Here is a 17,503-nt window from a genome sequence, read left to right on the forward strand (position 1 = left end):
AGGATGCCCCCGCCGACGGCGCCCGGCGAGCGGTGGATCGGCCCGTGCCACCGGCCGGGAACGACGGCGGCGGCCCTCCGAGGAGGGCCGCCGCCGTCTGCTTCCGCCGTTGTCCGGCACCGCCGGTTACGGCACGGGCGCGCCGCTGCTGGTCGGCTTCCCGCTCTTGGTCGGATCGGCCGTGGAGGCGCTGGGACTCGGTGAGGTGCAGGTCAGCAGCGGCAGACAGGTCGGCTGCTGGGTCGGGCGGGTCTTGGTCGGGCTGGGACTGGGCGAAGTACCGGCGCAGTCCACCCCGGGCAGGCAGCTCGGCATCGGCGCGGTCGGCTGCTGCGGGGCCGGAGCGGTGGGCTGCTCGGGCGCCACGGTCGCCGACTCGGTGGCCGTCGGCGAGGCCGTGGGGGAGGCCGTGCTGGGGGCCCCGGAGGAGTCGATCTGGCTGCCGACCGGCTCGGGGGTCGGGAAGTTGACCTTCTTCTCGTTGGCCAGGGCGGCCTTCATGTACCGGGTGAAGATGTCGGTCGGGGTGTCACCACCGTGGTTGGAGTCCTTGCCACCGGTGCCGTTGAGGGTCTTCAGCCCCGGGTTGCTCGGGTCCTCGCGCCACATCGAGACGGCGGTGGAGAGCTGCGGCGTGTAGCCGACCCACCAGGCCGACTTGTTCTGGTCGGTGGTACCGGTCTTGCCGGCCACCGGGCGGCCCAGCGCGTTGCTCTTGCTGCCCGTACCGTTCTTGGCCACGTTGACCAGCACGTCGGTGATGTTGTCCGCCACGGCGGCGTCCAGCACCTGCTTCAGCTCCGGCTTGGCGAAGCCCGCCTTCTCCCGGCCGTTGTACTCGACCTTGGTCACCGAGTACGGGTCCGCCTCCTTGCCGCTGGCGGCGAAGGTCGCGTAGGCCGAGGCCATCCGGATCGAGCTGGGGGTGGAGGTGCCGAGGGCGAAGGTGGGGGTCTTCGGGTCGGTGAAGGTCTCCTTCTTCAGCCCCAGCTTCTCGGCCATGTCGGCCACGTTCTGGCCACCGACGTCCTGGTTGAGCTGGACGAACGGGACGTTGTACGACCACTGCATGGCCTGGCGCAGCGAGACGTAGCCGCGCTTGCCGGTGTCCTCGTTCTTCTGCCGGTACGGCTTGCCGTCGTCGCCGATCACCAGCGAGCCGTCCGGCTTGCGGATCTCCGACATGTCGTCGGAGAGGTAGCGGCTGTCGGCGTTGATCCGCGCGGGCTTGCCCTGCTTGTCCGTCTGGGTGAGCACGCCGGTCTGCATGGCGGTGGCCAGCACGAAGGGCTTGAAGGTCGAGCCGACCGGGATGCCCTTGGCGTCGGCGTTGTTGTCGTAGTGGTTGTTCTCCACGCCGGGGCCGCCGTAGATCGCCACGATGGCGCCGTCGCCGGGCCGCACCGAGGCCGCGCCGACCTGGACGAACTTGTCCAGCTCGGGGCGCTTGGTCGGGTTCAGGGTCTCGGCCTGGACGTCGTCGACGGCCTTCTTCAGGGCGTCGACCTTGTCCTTCTCGAAGGTGGTGTAGATCTTGAAACCGCCGAGGTCGAGCTTCTGCTGGTCGACCGACTTGTCCTTGGCCATCACGAACTTGTTCGCGGTGTCGACCAGGTAGCTGATCTCACCGTTCATGCTGGCGGAAGGCTTGCGCGGGATCGGCTCCGGGAACACCGAGCACTTGGCGCGCTCCTCGGCCGTGATCGCCTTGGTGATCACCATCCGGTCGAGGATCCACTTCCAGCGCTGCTCGGCGCGGACGTGGTTGGCGGCGCTGAGCGAGGGGTCCTGGACGGCCGCGCCCTTGAGCAGGTTGGCCAGCATGGCGCTCTGGCAGACGTCGAGGTCCTTGGCGTTGACGCCGTAGTAGGACTGCGAGGCGGCCTGGATGCCGATCGAACCCCGGCCGAACCAGCTGGTGTTCAGATAGCCCTTCAGGATCTCGGGCTTCTTCATCTTCTGATTGATCTTCAGCGTGATGAAGAACTCCTTCACCTTGCGGTCGAGCGTCTGCTCCTGGGTCAGGTAGGCGTTCTTGACGTACTGCTGGGTGATCGTCGAGGCACCCTGCGTCTCGCCGCCCTTGGCCATGTTGTAGAGCGCGCGGACTATGCCCTTGGGGTCGATGCCCGAGTCGGTCCTGAACGTCTCGTTCTCGGCCGCGATGACCGCGTCCTGGGCGCTCGGGCTGATGTCGTTCAGGTCGACGATCTGCCGGTTGGTCTCGCCCTTGCGGGTCATCTCCGTGCCGTCGGCCCAGTAGTAGATGTTGTTCTGCTCTTTGACCAGGTCGTGGATGTCCGGGATGGTCGTGTTCGCGTACGCGATGCCGACCGCGGCCACCCCCGTGCCGAAGAACAACAGGAAGCCGGACAGCCAGAGCCGCCAGGACGGCAGCCAGCGGCGCACGCCGGTCTTGCCGAAGCGCGGGTAGTCGATGAACCGCTTCTTGCCGGGCTTGCCAGGGGGCCCCTGCTTGCCGCCGTGGCCGGCGGGTGCCTCGCCTGCACCGCGCTTGCCGCCCTTCTGGGCGGCCTTGCGCATCTCGGCGCGGGTCATCCGAGGCTGCTGGGCGGTGTCCCTGCCTCCCCCGGGGCGCCGGCGGCCGATGCCGTCCGAACGCAGTTCGTCACCGCCGGTCGGCCCCTCGTACGAGGGGACTCCCTCGGGCGGGTTGCCATGGGCGTAGGGGCGGCCGCCGCCGGGGCGCTGGTCACCGCCGCCCGGCTGGTCCGACCGTCGCCGTCGTTCGCTCATCTTCCAGCAACTCCTCGTCAGGCCGTCGAGCCTGAAGGCAGGGTTCACGTCCGATGCCCGTAACCGCCCTAACCCCGGAGGTGGTCCTCGTGCACACGCGACAGCGTACGCACCTACGAATCCTTGCTATTCGGGCATCAGGCCCGAATAGGAACATAACGACGACAGATCATTACAGGCCCGTTGCCTTGCGGCCCTTGACCACCATCCTGTGATCACAACCACGCGCGCCCCCCTTGCCCGTTCGGGGACCCAGGTTTACTGTTCTCGATATATCGAGCCGATACATCGGAGCGACATACAACCCACCAGCGGGGAGGAGGAGGCCGGCATGAGCAGGCGGTCGGGAGTGCTGGAGTTCGCCGTCCTCGGCCTGCTCCACGACGCCCCGATGCACGGGTACGAGCTGCGCAAGCGGCTCAACGTCCTGCTCGGCTCGTTCCGCGCCTTCTCCTACGGCACGCTCTACCCCTGCCTGAAGAGCCTGGTGGCCCAGGGCTTCCTCGTCGAGGACAACCCGGACGTCGAGTACGTCCCGGCCACCGCGCTCAACGGCAAGCGATCGAAGATCGTCTACCGGCTCTCCCCCGAGGGCAAGGAGCGCTTCGAGGAGCTGCTCGCCGACTCCGGTCCGGACGCCTGGGAGGACGAGCACTTCGGCGTCCACTTCGCGTTCTTCGGCCAGACCGACCGGGCCGTGCGGATGCGCGTCCTGGAAGGGCGCCGCAGCCGGCTGGAGGAGCGGCTGGAACGCATGCGCAGCTCCATCGCCCGCACCCGCGAGCGGTTCGACGACTACACGCTCGAACTGCAGCGGCACGGGTTGGAGTCGGTCGAACGCGAGGTCCGCTGGCTCAACGAGCTGATCGAGACCGAGCGGGCCAACCGGACAGGACGGGGCGGGCCCTCACCCGCCTCGTCGGGTACCGACAAGACTTCGGACGGCCGTGGCCAGGAGATCGGGTCCTCGGACCCGCCCGAGCCACCGTACGACCGCCCGGGGCGCTCCGCTCAGGAGCGCTGACACCACGCTGCCCCGCGCAGCGCGGTAGGAGTGGGCGCCTCGTGCGCCCGTCAGACAGTCATTCAGTCATTGCAGAAGCAGCAGGACGAGAGCCGCCGGGTCCGGCGGACCTCATGAGATCAGAGGGAGCAACCGGAATGGGTTCGGTTCGCGTAGCCATCGTGGGCGTCGGCAACTGCGCCGCGTCGCTGGTGCAGGGTGTCGAGTACTACAAGGACGCCGACCCGGCCGGCAAGGTCCCCGGGCTGATGCACGTGCAGTTCGGCGACTACCACGTCCGTGACGTCGAGTTCGTCGCCGCGTTCGACGTCGACGCCAAGAAGGTCGGCTTCGACCTGGCCGACGCCATCGGCGCCAGCGAGAACAACACCATCAAGATCTGCGACGTGCCGCCGACCGGCGTCACCGTGCAGCGTGGTCACACCCTCGACGGCCTGGGCAAGTACTACCTGGAGACCATCGAGCAGTCCGACGAGGAGCCGGTCGACGTCGTCCAGGTCCTCAAGGACCGCCAGGTCGACGTCCTGGTCTGCTACCTGCCGGTGGGCTCGGAGAAGGCCGCCAAGTTCTACGCCCAGTGCGCCATCGACGCCAAGGTCGGCTTCGTCAACGCCCTCCCCGTGTTCATCGCGGGCACCAAGGAGTGGGCGGACAAGTTCACCGAGGCCGGCGTGCCGATCGTCGGCGACGACATCAAGTCGCAGGTCGGCGCCACCATCACGCACCGCGTGATGGCGAAGCTCTTCGAGGACCGCGGTGTCCTGCTGGAGCGCACCATGCAGCTGAACGTCGGCGGCAACATGGACTTCAAGAACATGCTCGAGCGTGAGCGCCTGGAGTCCAAGAAGATCTCCAAGACGCAGGCCGTCACCTCGCAGGTCCGTGACCGTGAGCTGGGCGCCAAGAACGTCCACATCGGCCCGTCCGACTACGTCGCGTGGCTCGACGACCGCAAGTGGGCCTACGTCCGCCTTGAGGGTCGCGCCTTCGGCGACGTCCCGCTGAACCTCGAGTACAAGCTCGAGGTCTGGGACTCCCCGAACTCGGCCGGTGTCATCATCGACGCCGTCCGCGCCGCGAAGATCGCCAAGGACCGCGGCATCGGCGGCCCCATCCTGTCGGCGTCCTCGTACTTCATGAAGTCCCCGCCGGTCCAGTACTTCGACGACGAGGCTCGCGACAACGTGGAGAAGTTCATCCGCGGTGAGGTCGAGCGCTGAGCGTAGCTCGGTTCGCGATTGTCCCGGCAGGGCGCTGAGCGTAGCTCGGTTCGCGATTGTCCCGGCAGGGCGCTGAGCGTAGCTCGGTTCGCGATTGTCCCGGCAGGGCGCTGAGCGTAGCTCGGTTCGCGATTGTCCCGGCAGGGCGCTGAGCGTAGCTCGGTTCGCGATTGTCCCGGCAGGGCGCTGAGCGTAGCTCGGTTCGCGATTGTCCCGGCAGGGCGCTGAGCGTAGCTCGGTTCGCGATTGTCCCGGCAGGGCGCTGAGCGTAGCTCGGTTCGCGATTGTCCCGGCAGGGCGCTGAGCGTAGCTCGGTTCGCGATTGTCCCGGCAGGGCGCCGATCGCGGGATGCGGCTCCGGTCGTGTCCGCGTGGTGAACCTGCCGGGTCGAACTGACGACTCGTAGGGCTCCGGTGGGGGTCCCGGCATCGCCGGGGCCCCCACCGTCCGTTTCCGGGCGTTGTTTCACGTGAAACAACGCCCGGGGGCGTGGCACTCTTGGCGGGTGGCCATCACAGCGAACGGCAGCACCAGAGCTCCCAACCGTGCCACCCTCACCGGGCTGCTGCGGCAACGGGACTTCCGTCGGCTGCTGACCGCCCGGGTGCTGTCGCAGCTCTCCGACGGCGTCTTCCAGGTCTCGCTGGCCGCCTACGTGGTGTTCTCGCCGGAGAAGCAGTCCTCGCCGGCCGACATCGCCTCGGTGCTCGCGGTGACGCTGCTGCCCTTCTCGGTGGTCGGGCCCTTCGCGGGAGTGCTGCTGGACCGCTGGCGGCGCCGGCAGGTGCTCTACCTCGGGAACCTGGCCCGGTTCGGGCTGGGGCTGGTCACCGGCGGCCTGCTGCTGGCCCGCGCGCCGGACTGGCTCTTCTTCGCCGCCGCGCTGCTGGTCACCGCGCTCAACCGGTTCATCCTGGCCGGCCTGTCGGCGGCGCTGCCCCGGGTGGTCGACTCGAAGCAGCTGGTCACCGCCAACGCCCTCTCGCCCACCCTCGGTACGGTCGCCGCGGCGATCGGCGGCGGCCTGGGCTTCGGGCTGCACCAGCTGATGCCGCCGGGTGCGCGGGCGGACGCCGCACTGGTCACCCTGGCGGCGCTCCTCTACCTGTCCGCCGCGCTGGCCGCCCGGCGGATGGCGCCGGACCTGCTGGGCCCGGACCGCCACCCCGGCCGGCCCGCCCTGCGGCAGGCCCTCGGCCAGGCCGCGCGGGACCTCGGGGCCGGGGTACGGCACCTGGTCCGCGACTGCCGGCCGGCCGTCCACGCGATGGCCGCCGTCACCGCGGCCCGGTTCTGCTACGGCGTGCTGATCGTGGTGGTGGTGATGCTGGCCCGCTACACCTTCAACGACCCGGCGGACAGTGCGGCCGGGCTGGCGACCCTCGGGCAGGCGGTGGGGCTCTCGGCCCTCGGGTTCTTCCTGGCCGCCCTGATCAGCCCGTGGTGCACCCGGCGGCTCGGGCTCGCGGGGTGGATGACGGTCTGCCTGGCGGCCCCGGTCGTCTTCGTGCCGGCCCTCGGGCTGGCCTTCTCGCTGATTCCCGGCCTGGCCGCGGCGCTGCTGCTCGGCGTGGTCACCCAGGGCACCAAGATCTGTGCGGACACCGTGGTGCAGGAGTCGGTCGAGGACGAGTTCCGCGGCCGGGTGTTCGCCATCTACGACGTGCTGTTCAACGCCGCCTTCGTCGCGGCGGCGGCGGTGACCGCTCTGGTCCTGCCGCTGTCGGGCCGCTCGGCAACGGTGCTGGTGGGCGTCGCCCTGGTGTACGCCGCGGCCGCCCTGCTCTACGCCCGGGCCGCCCGACGCTCGCCGCCCGACGCGGGCCCGGTCCGGTCCGGCTGACTCCCCGGTAGGCCCTCGGCGTCACTGACGTGACGGCAACTCGCTAAGGTACGTCAGAAATTGCCGCGCCGGCAGCACTCTGTCACGGGGGACTCATATGAGCACACCGCCCAATCCGTACGGTCAGCCCCAGTACGGCTACCCGCCGCCCGCCCAGCCGCCGTACGGCCAGCCGCCGGCCCCCGGGTTCGGTCCGCCGCCCGCCGCCCCCGGGTTCGGCCCCCCGCAGCCGCCCGCGCCCGGCTACGGCTACCCCGGTGGCCCGGTGCCGCCGCAGCCCGGTCCGCCGGCCCCGCCGTACGGCCAGCCCGGCTTCCCCCCGCCCGGTGGCGGCGGCATGCCCCCCGGCGGCCAGCCCGGGTGGGGCCAGGTGGCTCCCCAGCCGCCCCGGAAGAACAACAAGGTCGTCCTGAAGGTCCTCGGCGCGGTCGTCGGTGTGATCGTGCTGGTCATCGGCTACTTCGTGGTGGGCCCGAGCGTCAGCAGCGCCGCCGTCGGCGACTGCGTGAAGACCAGCGGCGTCTCCGACGTCGACATCGTCAAGTGCACCGACGCCAAGGCTCAGTACAAGGTCATCGCCAAGTACACCGGCACCACCGACACCTCCAAGTGCGAGGCGAACCCGGACTCCACCGCCTCGGTCTGGGGCAAGAGCGGCCGGCGCAGCAGCCGCAAGACCTACGTCCTGTGCCTCGGCCCGCTGAACGGCGCCGCTCCCGGGGCCTCCCCGAAGGCCAGTTCCTCGGCCGCGCCGAGCGCCAGCGCCAAGCCGTCGTCCAAGCCGTCGGTCCCGGCGTCGTCCGCCTCCGCCGGCAACCCGGTGCCCAGCGACGTGGACCGCGCGAAGGCCGGCGACTGCCTGCGCAACGACCACGAGACCAGCGCCAACTCGACCCACGACTCGAACCCGGACATCACCATGCTGCCGTGCAGCGACTCCCGGGCGAAGTACAAGGTGATCGCCAAGGTGCTCGGCACCACGGACGGGGACACGGCCTGCGCCAAGTACCCGGACGCGAACAGCTCGTACTACCAGGACAACGGCATCACCAAGTTCGTCCTCTGCCTGGCGGACGTCAACTGACGCCGCCCGTCCCGTGACACGGCGGAGGGGAGCCCGGCCACCGGGCTCCCCTCCGCCGTTTCCGCTCCGCGCCGTTTCCGCTCCGCGCCGTTTCCGCTCCGCGCCGTTTCCGCTCCGCGCCGTTTCCGCTCTCCGCCCGACCGACGCCGGCCGGCCGAGCGGTGCGCCGGGGTCAGCCCTGGGCGGCCCACCAGGCGCGCAGCGCCGCGACGGCTTCCTCGTGCTCCATCGGGCCGTGCTCCAGCCGGAGCTCCAGCATGTGCTTGTACGCCTTGCCGACCTGCGGGCCCGGCTTCAGCCCGAGCAACTCCATGATCTGGTTGCCGTCGAGCGCCGGGCGGACGGCGTCCAGCTCCTCGCGCTCCTTGAGCTCGGCGATCCGGTCCTCCAGGCCGTCGTAGGTGCGCGACAGCGCGGCGGCCTTCTTCCGGTTGCGGGTGGTGCAGTCCGAGCGGGTCAGCTTGTGCAGGCGCTCCAGCAGCGGCCCCGCGTCGTTGACGTACCGGCGCACCGCGGAGTCGGTCCACTCGCCGCCGCCGTAGCCGTGGAAGCGCAGGTGCAGCTCGACCAGGCGCGAGACGTCCTCGATCAGGTCCTTGGAGTACTTGAGGTCGCGCATCCGCTTGCGGGTCATCTTGGCGCCCACCATCTCGTGATGGTGGAAGGAGACCCGGCCGTCCGGCTCGAAGCGCCGGGTGCGGGGCTTGCCGATGTCGTGCAGCAGCGCGGCGAGCCGCAGCACCAGGTCGGGGCCCTCCTGCTCCAGCGCGACGGCCTGCTCCAGCACGGTGAGCGAGTGCTCGTAGACGTCCTTGTGCCGGTGGTGCTCGTCGCTCTCCAGGCGCAGGGCCGGGAGCTCGGGGAGCACGTGGTCGGCGAGGCCGGTGTCGACCAGCAGCCGCAGGCCCTTGACCGGGTGGTCGGAGAGCAGCAGCTTGTTCAGCTCGGCCTGCACCCGCTCGGCGGAGACGATGGTGATCCGCTCGGCCATCGCGGTCATCGCCGCGACCACCTCGGGGGCGGGCGTGAAGTCCAGCTGGGCGGCGAAGCGGGCGGCCCGCATCATCCGCAGCGGGTCGTCGGAGAAGGACTCCTCCGGCGTGGCGGGGGTGCGCAGCACCCGCCGCTCCAGGTCGTCCAGGCCGTGGTGCGGGTCGACGAAGCCGCGGCCTGGCAGGTCGACGGCCATCGCGTTGACCGTGAAGTCCCGGCGGACCAGGTCCTCCTCGATGCTGGCGCCGTAGGTCACCTCGGGCTTGCGCGAGGTGCGGTCGTAGGCCTCGGAGCGGTAGGTGGTGATCTCGATCAGGAAGGAGCCCTCGGGCGTGTCCTTGCGCGCGCCGACGGTGCCGAAGGCGATGCCGACGTCCCAGACGGCGTCCGCCCAGCCCTTGACGAGCTTGAGCACCTGCTGCGGGCGGGCGTCGGTGGTGAAGTCCAGGTCGTTGCCGAGCCGTCCGAGCAGCGCGTCCCGCACCGAGCCGCCGACCAGGGCGAGCCGGTGGCCGGCGGCCTGGAAGCGCCCGGCGACCTCGTCGGCGACTGGGGAGACCCTCAGCAGTTCCTGGAGTCCCAGGGTCTGCGCCTCGCTCAGACCGGGGACGGCGGCGGTGGCGGTGCTGGAAGAATGGGCGCTGGGGTCATTGGCAGTGGACACGGCTCACAAGGGTACGGGTCCGGACAGCCCCGCCGCCCGCGGGTTTGCGGGCGGCCGGTACCCGGGTCCGGGGGTGCTCACCCGGCGACCCCCAACACTGGGGGCCGGGGATCGTCGTTACCATGCCGGTGGGAGCGAGTCTCGGCCGCGTCAGCGCGACGGCCGCGCCGCGGTGCCATCACGGCTGTGCGGACGGCGGACTACCGGACAGTACGGCCATTCATCTGGTCATCCGACGATCAGCGATCGAGAACGGCGAGGGCGAAGCGCGTGAGCGAGCCGGCACGGCACTCGGGCCTGGAGACGTACGGACACCGCGGACGGGCCGGTCGTGGAGGCCGCACCGCGCGGGCGGCCCGCCGGCTCGGGGCCCTCGCGGCGGGCTGCGCGATACTGCTCGGCGCCGCCCCGCAGGCCGGCGCGCTCGGCGCCCCGGGCGCCGCGTCCCGGCCGGGTCTGATGACCGAGGTGTCCGGCGAGTACCCGGTGGTCGTGACGATCGACGGCGTCTCCCCGGCCGTGGCCACCCCCAACGGCACCGTGACCATCACCGGCCAGGTGACCAACGGCGGCCGAGCGCCGCTGAAGTCCCCGCACGCCGCGGTCCGCGCCCCGTTCAACCACAAGCCGCTGAACACCCGCAGCGACCTCGCCTCGGTCGCCACCCGCAACGACCCGGCGGGCGTGGACGGCGTCGACCTGCCCAGCCCGCAGGCAGCGCTGAACGAACTCGGCCCCGGCCAGAGCCAGCCGTTCACCCTGCAGGTGGCGGTGGCCGACCTCGAACTGGACCGGGAGGGCGCCTACGAGCTCGCGGTCGACGTCCGCGGCTCGACCGGCGACAACCAGCGCGAGCGCCCGCTGGGCATCGCCCGCACCTTCCTCCCCTACAACCCGAACCCGACCGACGCCCAGCCCACCCAGGTCGCCACGCTCTGGCCGATCACCCACACCCCGGAGCTGGTCGCCCAGACCCTCTCGGACAACGACCAGAGCGTCGCCGTGCTGCGGGACGACAGCCTGGCCGCCGAGTTCGCCCCCGGCGGGCGGCTCTACGAGCTGGTCGACATCGGCGCCGGCCTGAACGCGCCCACCTGGGTGGTCGACCCGGACCTGCTGGACACCGCGTACGCGATGACCAAGCCGTACCGGGTGCAGAAGCCCAACACCGCCGGCCAGTCCGCCAAGGACGAGAACACCACCCAGGGCACCGGCACGGCGGCCGCCGCCGCCTGGCTGGACAAGCTGCGGGCGGCCGTCGCCAAGAAGGGCAGCGAGGTCGTCTCGCTGCCCTACGCCGATCCGGACATCGCCTCCATCGCGCACAACGGCGCCGACCTCAGCGGCATCGACACCGCCCTGCTCAAGGCCGGCACGGCCGGGCAGGTGACGGCGGAGGGCCGGCTCTCGGTGGACGTCCGGGGCGACGTCGCCTGGCCGTACCAGGGCTACCTGGACCAGCAGATCGCCGCCACCGCGCAGCGCGGCGGGGACAACCTGCTGCTGGTCAACGGGGCGAGCCTGCCCGAGGCGGACTCGCTGAAGTACACCCCCGGCGCGGTCCGCCCGCTCGGCAACGGCCAGACCGGCGTGGTCGCGGACAACACCGTCTCGGGCCTGTTCCAGAACGACCTGAACACCCCGCAGGCGCAGAGCGAGGCCGTCCAGCGCTTCCTGGCGGAGACCTTCGTGATCACCCGGCAGGAGCCGCACAACCAGCGCGGCCTGCTGGTGATGCCCCCGCGCGGGCTCACCGTGAACACCGCCAAGACCCTCGCGAGCGCCCTGCAGAGCGCCAACGCCGGCCAGTGGACCACCCCGGTGACGCTGGACGCCGTCGCCCAGGCCGCCGCCGACCCCCGGGCGAACGGCGCGGTGCCCCCGGCGACCGACTACCCGGGTGAGGCGCGCGCCTCCGAGCTGTCGGCCAAGGCCCTCACCGAGACCATGGCCATCCAGAGCAAGCTCGACCTGCTGATGCGCATCCTCACCCTCCCGCAGCGGGTGCGCGGGCCGTTCAGCGCCGCCATGGTCCGCTCGGTGTCCACCGAGTGGCGCACCCAGGGCCCGGCCGGCGACACCTACCGCGACGGCGTGCGGGACTACCTGGCCGAGCTGTCCCAGGCGGTGCGGGTGCCCAAGAAGGGCGTCATCACCTTCGCCGGCGACACCGGTGTCCTGCAGGTCAGCGTCCGCAACGACCTCACCCAGTCGGTCACCAACCTCAAACTGGTGCTGACCTCCAGCCAGCCCAACCGGCTCAAGGTCGGCGACCCGGCCGACATCGTGCTGGGCGCCTCCCGCAGCGTCACCATGCAGTTCCCCGCCGAGGCGCACAACAACGGGCAGGCCACCATGACCGCCCAGCTGTGGACCACCGGCCCGGACCCGCAGCGCTACGGCGATCCGGTCACCTTCAACGTCATGGTGACCTCGGTGACCGACGGCGTGCTCTACGTGATCGGCGCCGGACTGCTGCTGATCCTGCTCGCCGCGCTGCGGATCTACCGCCAGCGCAAGAAGCAGGGCCCGGACCCGGACGGGGACGCCGACCGGCCCCTGGACGAGGCCGCGGACGGTGGCGTCCCGGACCGCGCCGAGGGTCCGCGGGCAGCCCCCGAGGACGACGACGAGGGCCCGGACGACGACCGGGACGCCGTGCAGACACTGCGCGGCACCACCGCAGATGGCCGGGATCGGGCCACCGGTGATGAGAAGGTTGGTCCTTGATACCGCCCGACCCCAGGGCGCCCTCCCCCGAACAGCGAAGAGGTGGCATGAGCGGGCCCCGCGAGGAGCGAGCACAGAGCCAGGCCGGTGGACAACAACCGGCCGGGACGCCGGGCGGCGACTGGTACGTGGCCGACACCTACGCACAGGACCCCTACGCGGCGGAGGGCTACGACGGGTACGCGTCCGAGCAGGACCCGTACGGCGTCCAGGCCGGACGGGAGGGCGGCGCACCGCCGGCCTACGACGTGCCGCCGCAGCTCCCGCCGCAGGCCGGCGGCTACCCGACGCCCGTGCCGCCGGCGATGGCACCGCCCGTCCCGCCGGTGCAGCCCGGCTGGGACACCCCGGCCAGGCCCGCCTGGGAGGAGCCTGCGGCGAACCCCGCGCCGCAGCGCCCGGCGGCCCAGGCCCCCGTCACCCCGAACGCAGCCCCCCCGAACGCCGCTCCCGCGGACCCCGGCGCCCCCGCGCCCGGCTCCGGCCCCGGCGCCCGGTGGGGACAGCCGCAGTGGCAGGAGCCGGCCCGGGCGGAGTCGCCGTGGAACTCCGAGACCACCGAGTACGTCGGCGTGGACGCGCTGTTCGGCGGCCCCACCCAGCAGCCCACCCAGCAGCCCGGCCCGCAGCCCGGCCCGCAGGCGACCCCGTACCCCGACCAGCGGCCGGCCCAGCAGCCCGCTCCGCAGCCGGGTCAGCAGCCGTTCCAGCAGCCCGGGCCGTACAGCCCCTACCGGCCCGGCGCCCAGCCGATGCCGGCCCCCGGCGGTCCGGCCGCCGGCCAGGGCCACCCGGCGCCGCCCTTCGCCGCCGGTCCGCCGCAGGGCCAGGGCCCGCAGCCCGGCCACGAGCACCACCCGGGCCACGGCCAGGGCGGCCAGTTCGTCCCGCCGATCGAGTTCGACCCGCCGCTCTCCGAGCAGGAGGCCACCATGCAGGTGGCGGCGGTCCAGCTGCCGCCCGCCGTGGAGCCGCTCGACGAGGTCGCCGAGGAGATCGCGGAGGAGCGCCAGGAGGCGTCCCGGCCCGCGAAGGGCGGCGGCGGAGGCAAGGTCGCCGGCCTGCTGAACTCCAGCGCGATCATGGCCGCCGGCACCCTGGTCTCCCGGGGCACCGGGTTCGTCCGCACGATGGTGATCGTCGCCGCGATCGGCGCCGTCCGGATGGGCGACTCGTACAACGCCGCCAACACCCTGCCGACCCTGCTCTACATCCTGATCGGCGGCGGCGCGCTGAACGCCGTCTTCGTGCCGCAGCTGGTCCGCAGCATGAAGCACGACGAGGACGGCGGCGCCGCCTACGCCAACCGGCTGCTGACGCTGGTGATCATCGGCCTGGCCGGGGTCTCCTTCCTGGCCGTGATCGGCGCCCCGGTGCTGGTCCAGCTGATCGCGCACGCGCTCACCACCGACCAGGCCAGCGCAGACACCACGGTGGCGCTGGCGCGCTACTGCCTCCCCACCATCTTCTTCATGGGCATCCATGTGGTGATGGGGCAGATCCTGAACGCCCGCGGCCGCTTCGGCGCGATGATGTGGACCCCGGTCCTCAACAACATCGTGGTGATCTTCACCTTCGGCGCGTACATCTGGGTCTACGGCGGGTTCAGCTCCACCGAGGTCAACCCGGCCACCATCTCCCCCGAGGGCGTGCGGCTGCTCGGCCTGGGCACCCTGATCGGCCTGGCCGTCCAGGCGCTGGCGATGATCCCCTACCTGCGGGCCGCCGGCTTCAGCTACCGGCCGCGCTTCGACTGGCGCGGCCACGGCCTGGGCAAGGCCGCCCGGCTCGCCAAGTGGACGTTCTTCTTCGTCCTGGCCAACCAGGCCGGCTACCTGGTGATCACCCAGATCGCCGTCGCGGCCGGCATCGACGCCGGCGACAACGGCGCCGGCCTGTCGGCGTTCTCCAACGCCCTGCTGATCTGGCAGCTGCCGCACGCGGTGATCGCGGTCTCGATCATGAGCGCCGTGCTGCCGCGGCTCTCCCGCGCGGCCGCCGACGAGGACGCCGGCACCGTCCGGGACGACATCTCCTACGGCCTGCGCACCACCGCCGTGGCGATCATCCCCGGGGCCTTCCTCTTCCTCTCCCTCGGCCCGGCCATCGCCCGCTCGATCTACGCCGTGGGCGGCCAGCCGCAGGCCCTGGAGAGCGCCACCAACATCGGCCTGATGCTCTCGGCGTTCGCCCTCGGCCTGATCCCGTACTCGATGCAGTACGTCATGCTGCGCGGCTTCTACGCCTACGAGGACACCCGCACCCCGTTCTCCAACACCGTCTGGGTGGCGGGCTGCCAGGCCGGCTTCTCGGTCCTCTGCTACCTGGTGCTGCCCGCGCAGTGGGTGGTGACCGGGATGGCCTTCGGCTACGGGGCCGCGTACGCGGTCGGCGTCGCGGTGGCGATCCCGAAGCTCAAGCGGAAGATCGGCGGCCTGGACACCAAGCGGATCGGCCGCACCTACAGCCGGCTCGCCGCCGCCTGCGTGCCGGCCGCCGCGGTCGGTGTCGGCGTCAGCCTGCTGATCGGCTCGCTGGTCGGCGGCTGGCTGGGCAGCGTACTGACCGTCCTGGTCGCCGGCGCGCTGCAGCTGGCGGTCTTCGCGGTGATCGCCAAGCGGCTCAAGATCGAAGAGCTCAACTCGATGCTCGGGATGGTCCGCGGCCGCCTGGGCCGCTGACCGCACGTCAACCGTGCGGACGGGAGAACCTCCGCCACCCACGGGTGGCGGCCGCTGGGCCGGATTCGGCGATCGGGTGAGAGCCCGGGAGCGCCGGACCCGGCCCAGCGGCCGATCTGCACCAGATCTCTCCACCGCACGCAACCGCTTGCCCGTCTCAGCGGTCGTACCCGGGGGAGAACAGTGGGCACAATTGACCTGGACCGCCCCGGCCCCCGCGCCGAGGCGATCCAGCGACTTTCTCGGGTCCGGGGCGACACGACCGGGGCGACACAAGGGGAGGCATGACCACGGTGGCTGATGGCACCAAGGCGGTCGTCGACACGCCGGAGGCTGACGAGGCGGCGGACGAGGCTGCGCTGGCCATGGCGATCGACGACCTCGCGGGCGACGACCCGGCCGGCCCGCAGGACGCGGAGGAGGTCTCCGAGACCACCGCCCCGCTGTCGGCAGACGAGATCGCCGTCGAACTGGCCGCCGGCGCGGCCCTGGCCGCCGCGGCGAAGGCCAAGGCCGACGCGGCGGCAGCGGCGCGGGCCGAGGCTGAGGCCAAGGCCAAGGCCAAGGCGGAGGCAGCTGCAGCGGCCGGAGCCAGGCCGGCCGCCAAGGCCGGGTCACCGGCGAAGGCCGGCGAAGCGGCGAAGGCCCAGGCCAAGGCCAGCACCGGCACCAAGACCGACGGCAAGGCCGTCGAGGCCACCGGGGCGAAGCCGCAGACCGCCCCCGGCGGGGCCGCGCAGCCCCTCCCCGGGGCCGCCGCCCGCCCCGGTGCGCAGACGCCCGCCAAGGCCGCCCCGAGGGCCGCCGCGACCGCCGGCGACACCGGCGGGACGGGCGCCCTCCCGCTCACCCTGCCCGCCCCCCTGCGGCACAGCGGCGACGTCATCGGCGGCCGCTACCGGCTGGAGGAGTGCATCTCCCAGTCCGGCACCTTCAGCAGCTGGCGCGCCGTCGACGAGAAGCTGCGCCGCGCGGTCGGCGTCCACCTGATGGCCGCCGGGCACCAGCGCTCCCGCGCCGTGCTCGCCGCGGCGAAGTCCGCCGCCCTGCTCGGCGACCCCCGCTTCGTCCAGGTCCTGGACGCCGTCCAGGAGGGCGAGCTGGTCTACGTCGTCCGGGAGTGGCTCCCTGACGCCTCCGACCTCGCCAAGCTCCTCACCACCGGCCCGATGGAGCCCTACGACGCGTACCAGATGGTCCGCCAGGTCACCGACGCCATCGCCACCGCCCACCGCCGCGGCCAGGCGCACCTGCGGCTCACCCCGCGCTGCGTGCTGCGCACCGAGGGCGGCCAGTACCGGATCAACGGCATCGCGGTGGACGCGGCCCTGCGCGGCCTGCCCGCCGACGACAGCGCCGACGCCGAGCTCACGGACACCCGTGCCATCGGCGTCCTGCTGTACGCGGCGCTGACCCACCGCTGGCCGTTCCCCGAGGACCGCTACGACCTCCAGGGCCTGCCCAAGGGCCTCGGCCAGGTGCCCCCCAGCCAGGTACGGGCCGGCGTCCACAAGGGCCTCTCGGAGCTCGCCGCCCGCGTCCTCTGCGACCCGCCGCCGCACCACGGCGCCCCGATCACCACGCCGGAGGAGCTGGCGAAGGCCATCGCGCTGATGCCCCGCATCCGCCAGCCCGAGCCCGAGCTGCCCGCCTTCACCCCGCCCCGGCGCACCCCGCCCGCGCCGGCGCCCGTCACCGCACCCACCCCCGTCGGCCCGGCCTTCCACGGCCCGCTGCCGTACCCGACCCGGCCGCGCCGCCGCCGGCTGCGCCGGGTCCTCAAGGCGACCGCCTGGACGGTCGCGCTGGCCGCCGTCGGCTTCTCCTCCTGGCAGCTGGTCGGCCAGCTGCGCGGCAGCAACCACACCACCGACACCGCCGGGCCGACGGTCACCCTGACGGACGCCGCGCACCCGCAGATCGGCGCCCCGGTGAACACCGCCCCCGCCGGCACCCCGGTCACGATCGCGGACGTGAAGTCCTTCAACCCGCTGGGCGACTCCCCCGAGAGCGTGCCGCGGCTGCCGCTCACCCACGACGGCAACCCCGACACGACCTGGACCACGCTCGACTACCGGAACCCGCTGCAGATGATCAAGGAGGGCACCGGGCTCCTGGTGGACCTCGGCTCGCCCCAGCAGGTCGGATCGGTCAACGTCCAGTTCGTCGGCAGCACCCGGGTCGAGCTCCGCGTCCCGACCACCCAGTCCGCGACCGCCCCCGGCAAGCCCGGCGACTACCGCGTCGTCGCCCAGAGCACCGGCGCCCAGGCCGACCTCCGGCCCGAGGCCCCGGTGACCACCCGCTACCTCTTGATCTGGATGACCGACCTCCCCAAGGATGGGGGCGTCTGGCACGGCCAGGTGTCCGAGATCAAGGTCACCGGCTGACACCGGGCACCGCCGGGCACCGCTCGCGCCCCTGGCGCGGCGGCCCGGCCCGGTGGGTGCGGGCCCGGGTCCCGGAGGGCCCCGCGCGTGACCGGCCGGCGCGGGCCGCCGGCGAC

Annotated in this window: 9 protein-coding genes; 7 read left to right on the plus strand and 2 right to left on the minus strand. The window is 72.3% G+C overall.

Going from position 1 to position 17,503, the window contains the following annotated elements:
* Positions 1–126: 126 nt before the first annotated feature.
* Positions 127–2,757, minus strand: coding sequence for a transglycosylase domain-containing protein (locus J2S46_RS20930; protein ID WP_191288512.1), 2,631 nt, complete (start codon positions 2,755–2,757; stop codon positions 127–129).
* Positions 2,758–3,088: 331 nt separating this feature from the next.
* Here J2S46_RS20930 and J2S46_RS20935 point away from each other — a divergent pair, with 331 nt between their 5' ends.
* The 4 genes from J2S46_RS20935 (at position 3,089) to J2S46_RS20950 (ending at position 7,929) form a co-directional block, all read left to right on the plus strand.
* Positions 3,089–3,781 (plus strand): PadR family transcriptional regulator, encoded by a 693-nt coding sequence (locus J2S46_RS20935; RefSeq protein WP_073929198.1) that lies wholly within the window; start codon positions 3,089–3,091, stop codon positions 3,779–3,781.
* Between the two features lie 137 nt (positions 3,782–3,918).
* Positions 3,919–5,001 carry an inositol-3-phosphate synthase gene (locus J2S46_RS20940; RefSeq protein WP_073929199.1) on the plus strand — a complete coding sequence of 361 codons (1,083 nt, stop codon included), beginning with the start codon at positions 3,919–3,921 and terminating at the stop codon, positions 4,999–5,001.
* A 506-nt stretch (positions 5,002–5,507) separates the two neighbouring features.
* A complete protein-coding gene (locus J2S46_RS20945; protein ID WP_229912209.1) occupies positions 5,508–6,845 on the plus strand; it encodes an MFS transporter in 1,338 nt (445 codons plus the stop codon).
* Positions 6,846–6,942: 97 nt separating this feature from the next.
* Positions 6,943–7,929 carry an LppU/SCO3897 family protein gene (locus J2S46_RS20950; protein ID WP_073929200.1) on the plus strand — a complete coding sequence of 329 codons (987 nt, stop codon included), beginning with the start codon at positions 6,943–6,945 and terminating at the stop codon, positions 7,927–7,929.
* A 172-nt stretch (positions 7,930–8,101) separates the two neighbouring features.
* On the opposite strand, the gene J2S46_RS20955 is transcribed toward J2S46_RS20950, so the two are convergent.
* A complete protein-coding gene (locus J2S46_RS20955; RefSeq protein ID WP_191288701.1) occupies positions 8,102–9,523 on the minus strand; it encodes a CCA tRNA nucleotidyltransferase in 1,422 nt (473 codons plus the stop codon).
* Between the two features lie 333 nt (positions 9,524–9,856).
* Here J2S46_RS20955 and J2S46_RS20960 point away from each other — a divergent pair, with 333 nt between their 5' ends.
* The 3 genes from J2S46_RS20960 to J2S46_RS20970 all read left to right on the plus strand — a co-directional run bounded on the left by J2S46_RS20960 (position 9,857) and on the right by J2S46_RS20970 (position 17,387).
* Complete coding sequence (locus J2S46_RS20960; RefSeq protein ID WP_191288511.1) at positions 9,857–12,316, plus strand: DUF6049 family protein; 2,460 nt, start codon at positions 9,857–9,859, stop codon at positions 12,314–12,316.
* Between the two features lie 47 nt (positions 12,317–12,363).
* Positions 12,364–14,997: a murein biosynthesis integral membrane protein MurJ gene (gene murJ / locus J2S46_RS20965; RefSeq protein WP_229912208.1), complete on the plus strand. Its 2,634-nt coding sequence runs from the start codon at positions 12,364–12,366 to the stop codon at positions 14,995–14,997.
* A 284-nt stretch (positions 14,998–15,281) separates the two neighbouring features.
* Entirely contained in the window at positions 15,282–17,387 is a 2,106-nt protein-coding gene (locus J2S46_RS20970; protein ID WP_191288510.1) for a protein kinase family protein, read from the plus strand.
* The last annotated feature ends 116 nt before the right edge of the window (positions 17,388–17,503 follow it).

Origin of the sequence: Kitasatospora herbaricolor, assembly GCF_030813695.1 — a bacterium.
In the GTDB taxonomy this organism is placed as follows: Bacteria; Actinomycetota; Actinomycetes; order Streptomycetales; family Streptomycetaceae; genus Kitasatospora; species Kitasatospora herbaricolor.

Bases quoted from the DNA above. Each gene is read 5' to 3' on its own strand.
- J2S46_RS20970 (WP_191288510.1), top strand. From the start codon at position 15,282: ATGACCACGGTGGCTGATGGCACCAAGGCGGTCGTCGACACGCCGGAG.
- murJ (WP_229912208.1), top strand. From the start codon at position 12,364: ATGAGCGGGCCCCGCGAGGAGCGAGCACAGAGCCAGGCCGGTGGACAA.
- J2S46_RS20940 (WP_073929199.1), top strand. From the start codon at position 3,919: ATGGGTTCGGTTCGCGTAGCCATCGTGGGCGTCGGCAACTGCGCCGCG.
- J2S46_RS20930 (WP_191288512.1), bottom strand. From the start codon at position 2,757: ATGAGCGAACGACGGCGACGGTCGGACCAGCCGGGCGGCGGTGACCAG.
- J2S46_RS20950 (WP_073929200.1), top strand. From the start codon at position 6,943: ATGAGCACACCGCCCAATCCGTACGGTCAGCCCCAGTACGGCTACCCG.
- J2S46_RS20935 (WP_073929198.1), top strand. From the start codon at position 3,089: ATGAGCAGGCGGTCGGGAGTGCTGGAGTTCGCCGTCCTCGGCCTGCTC.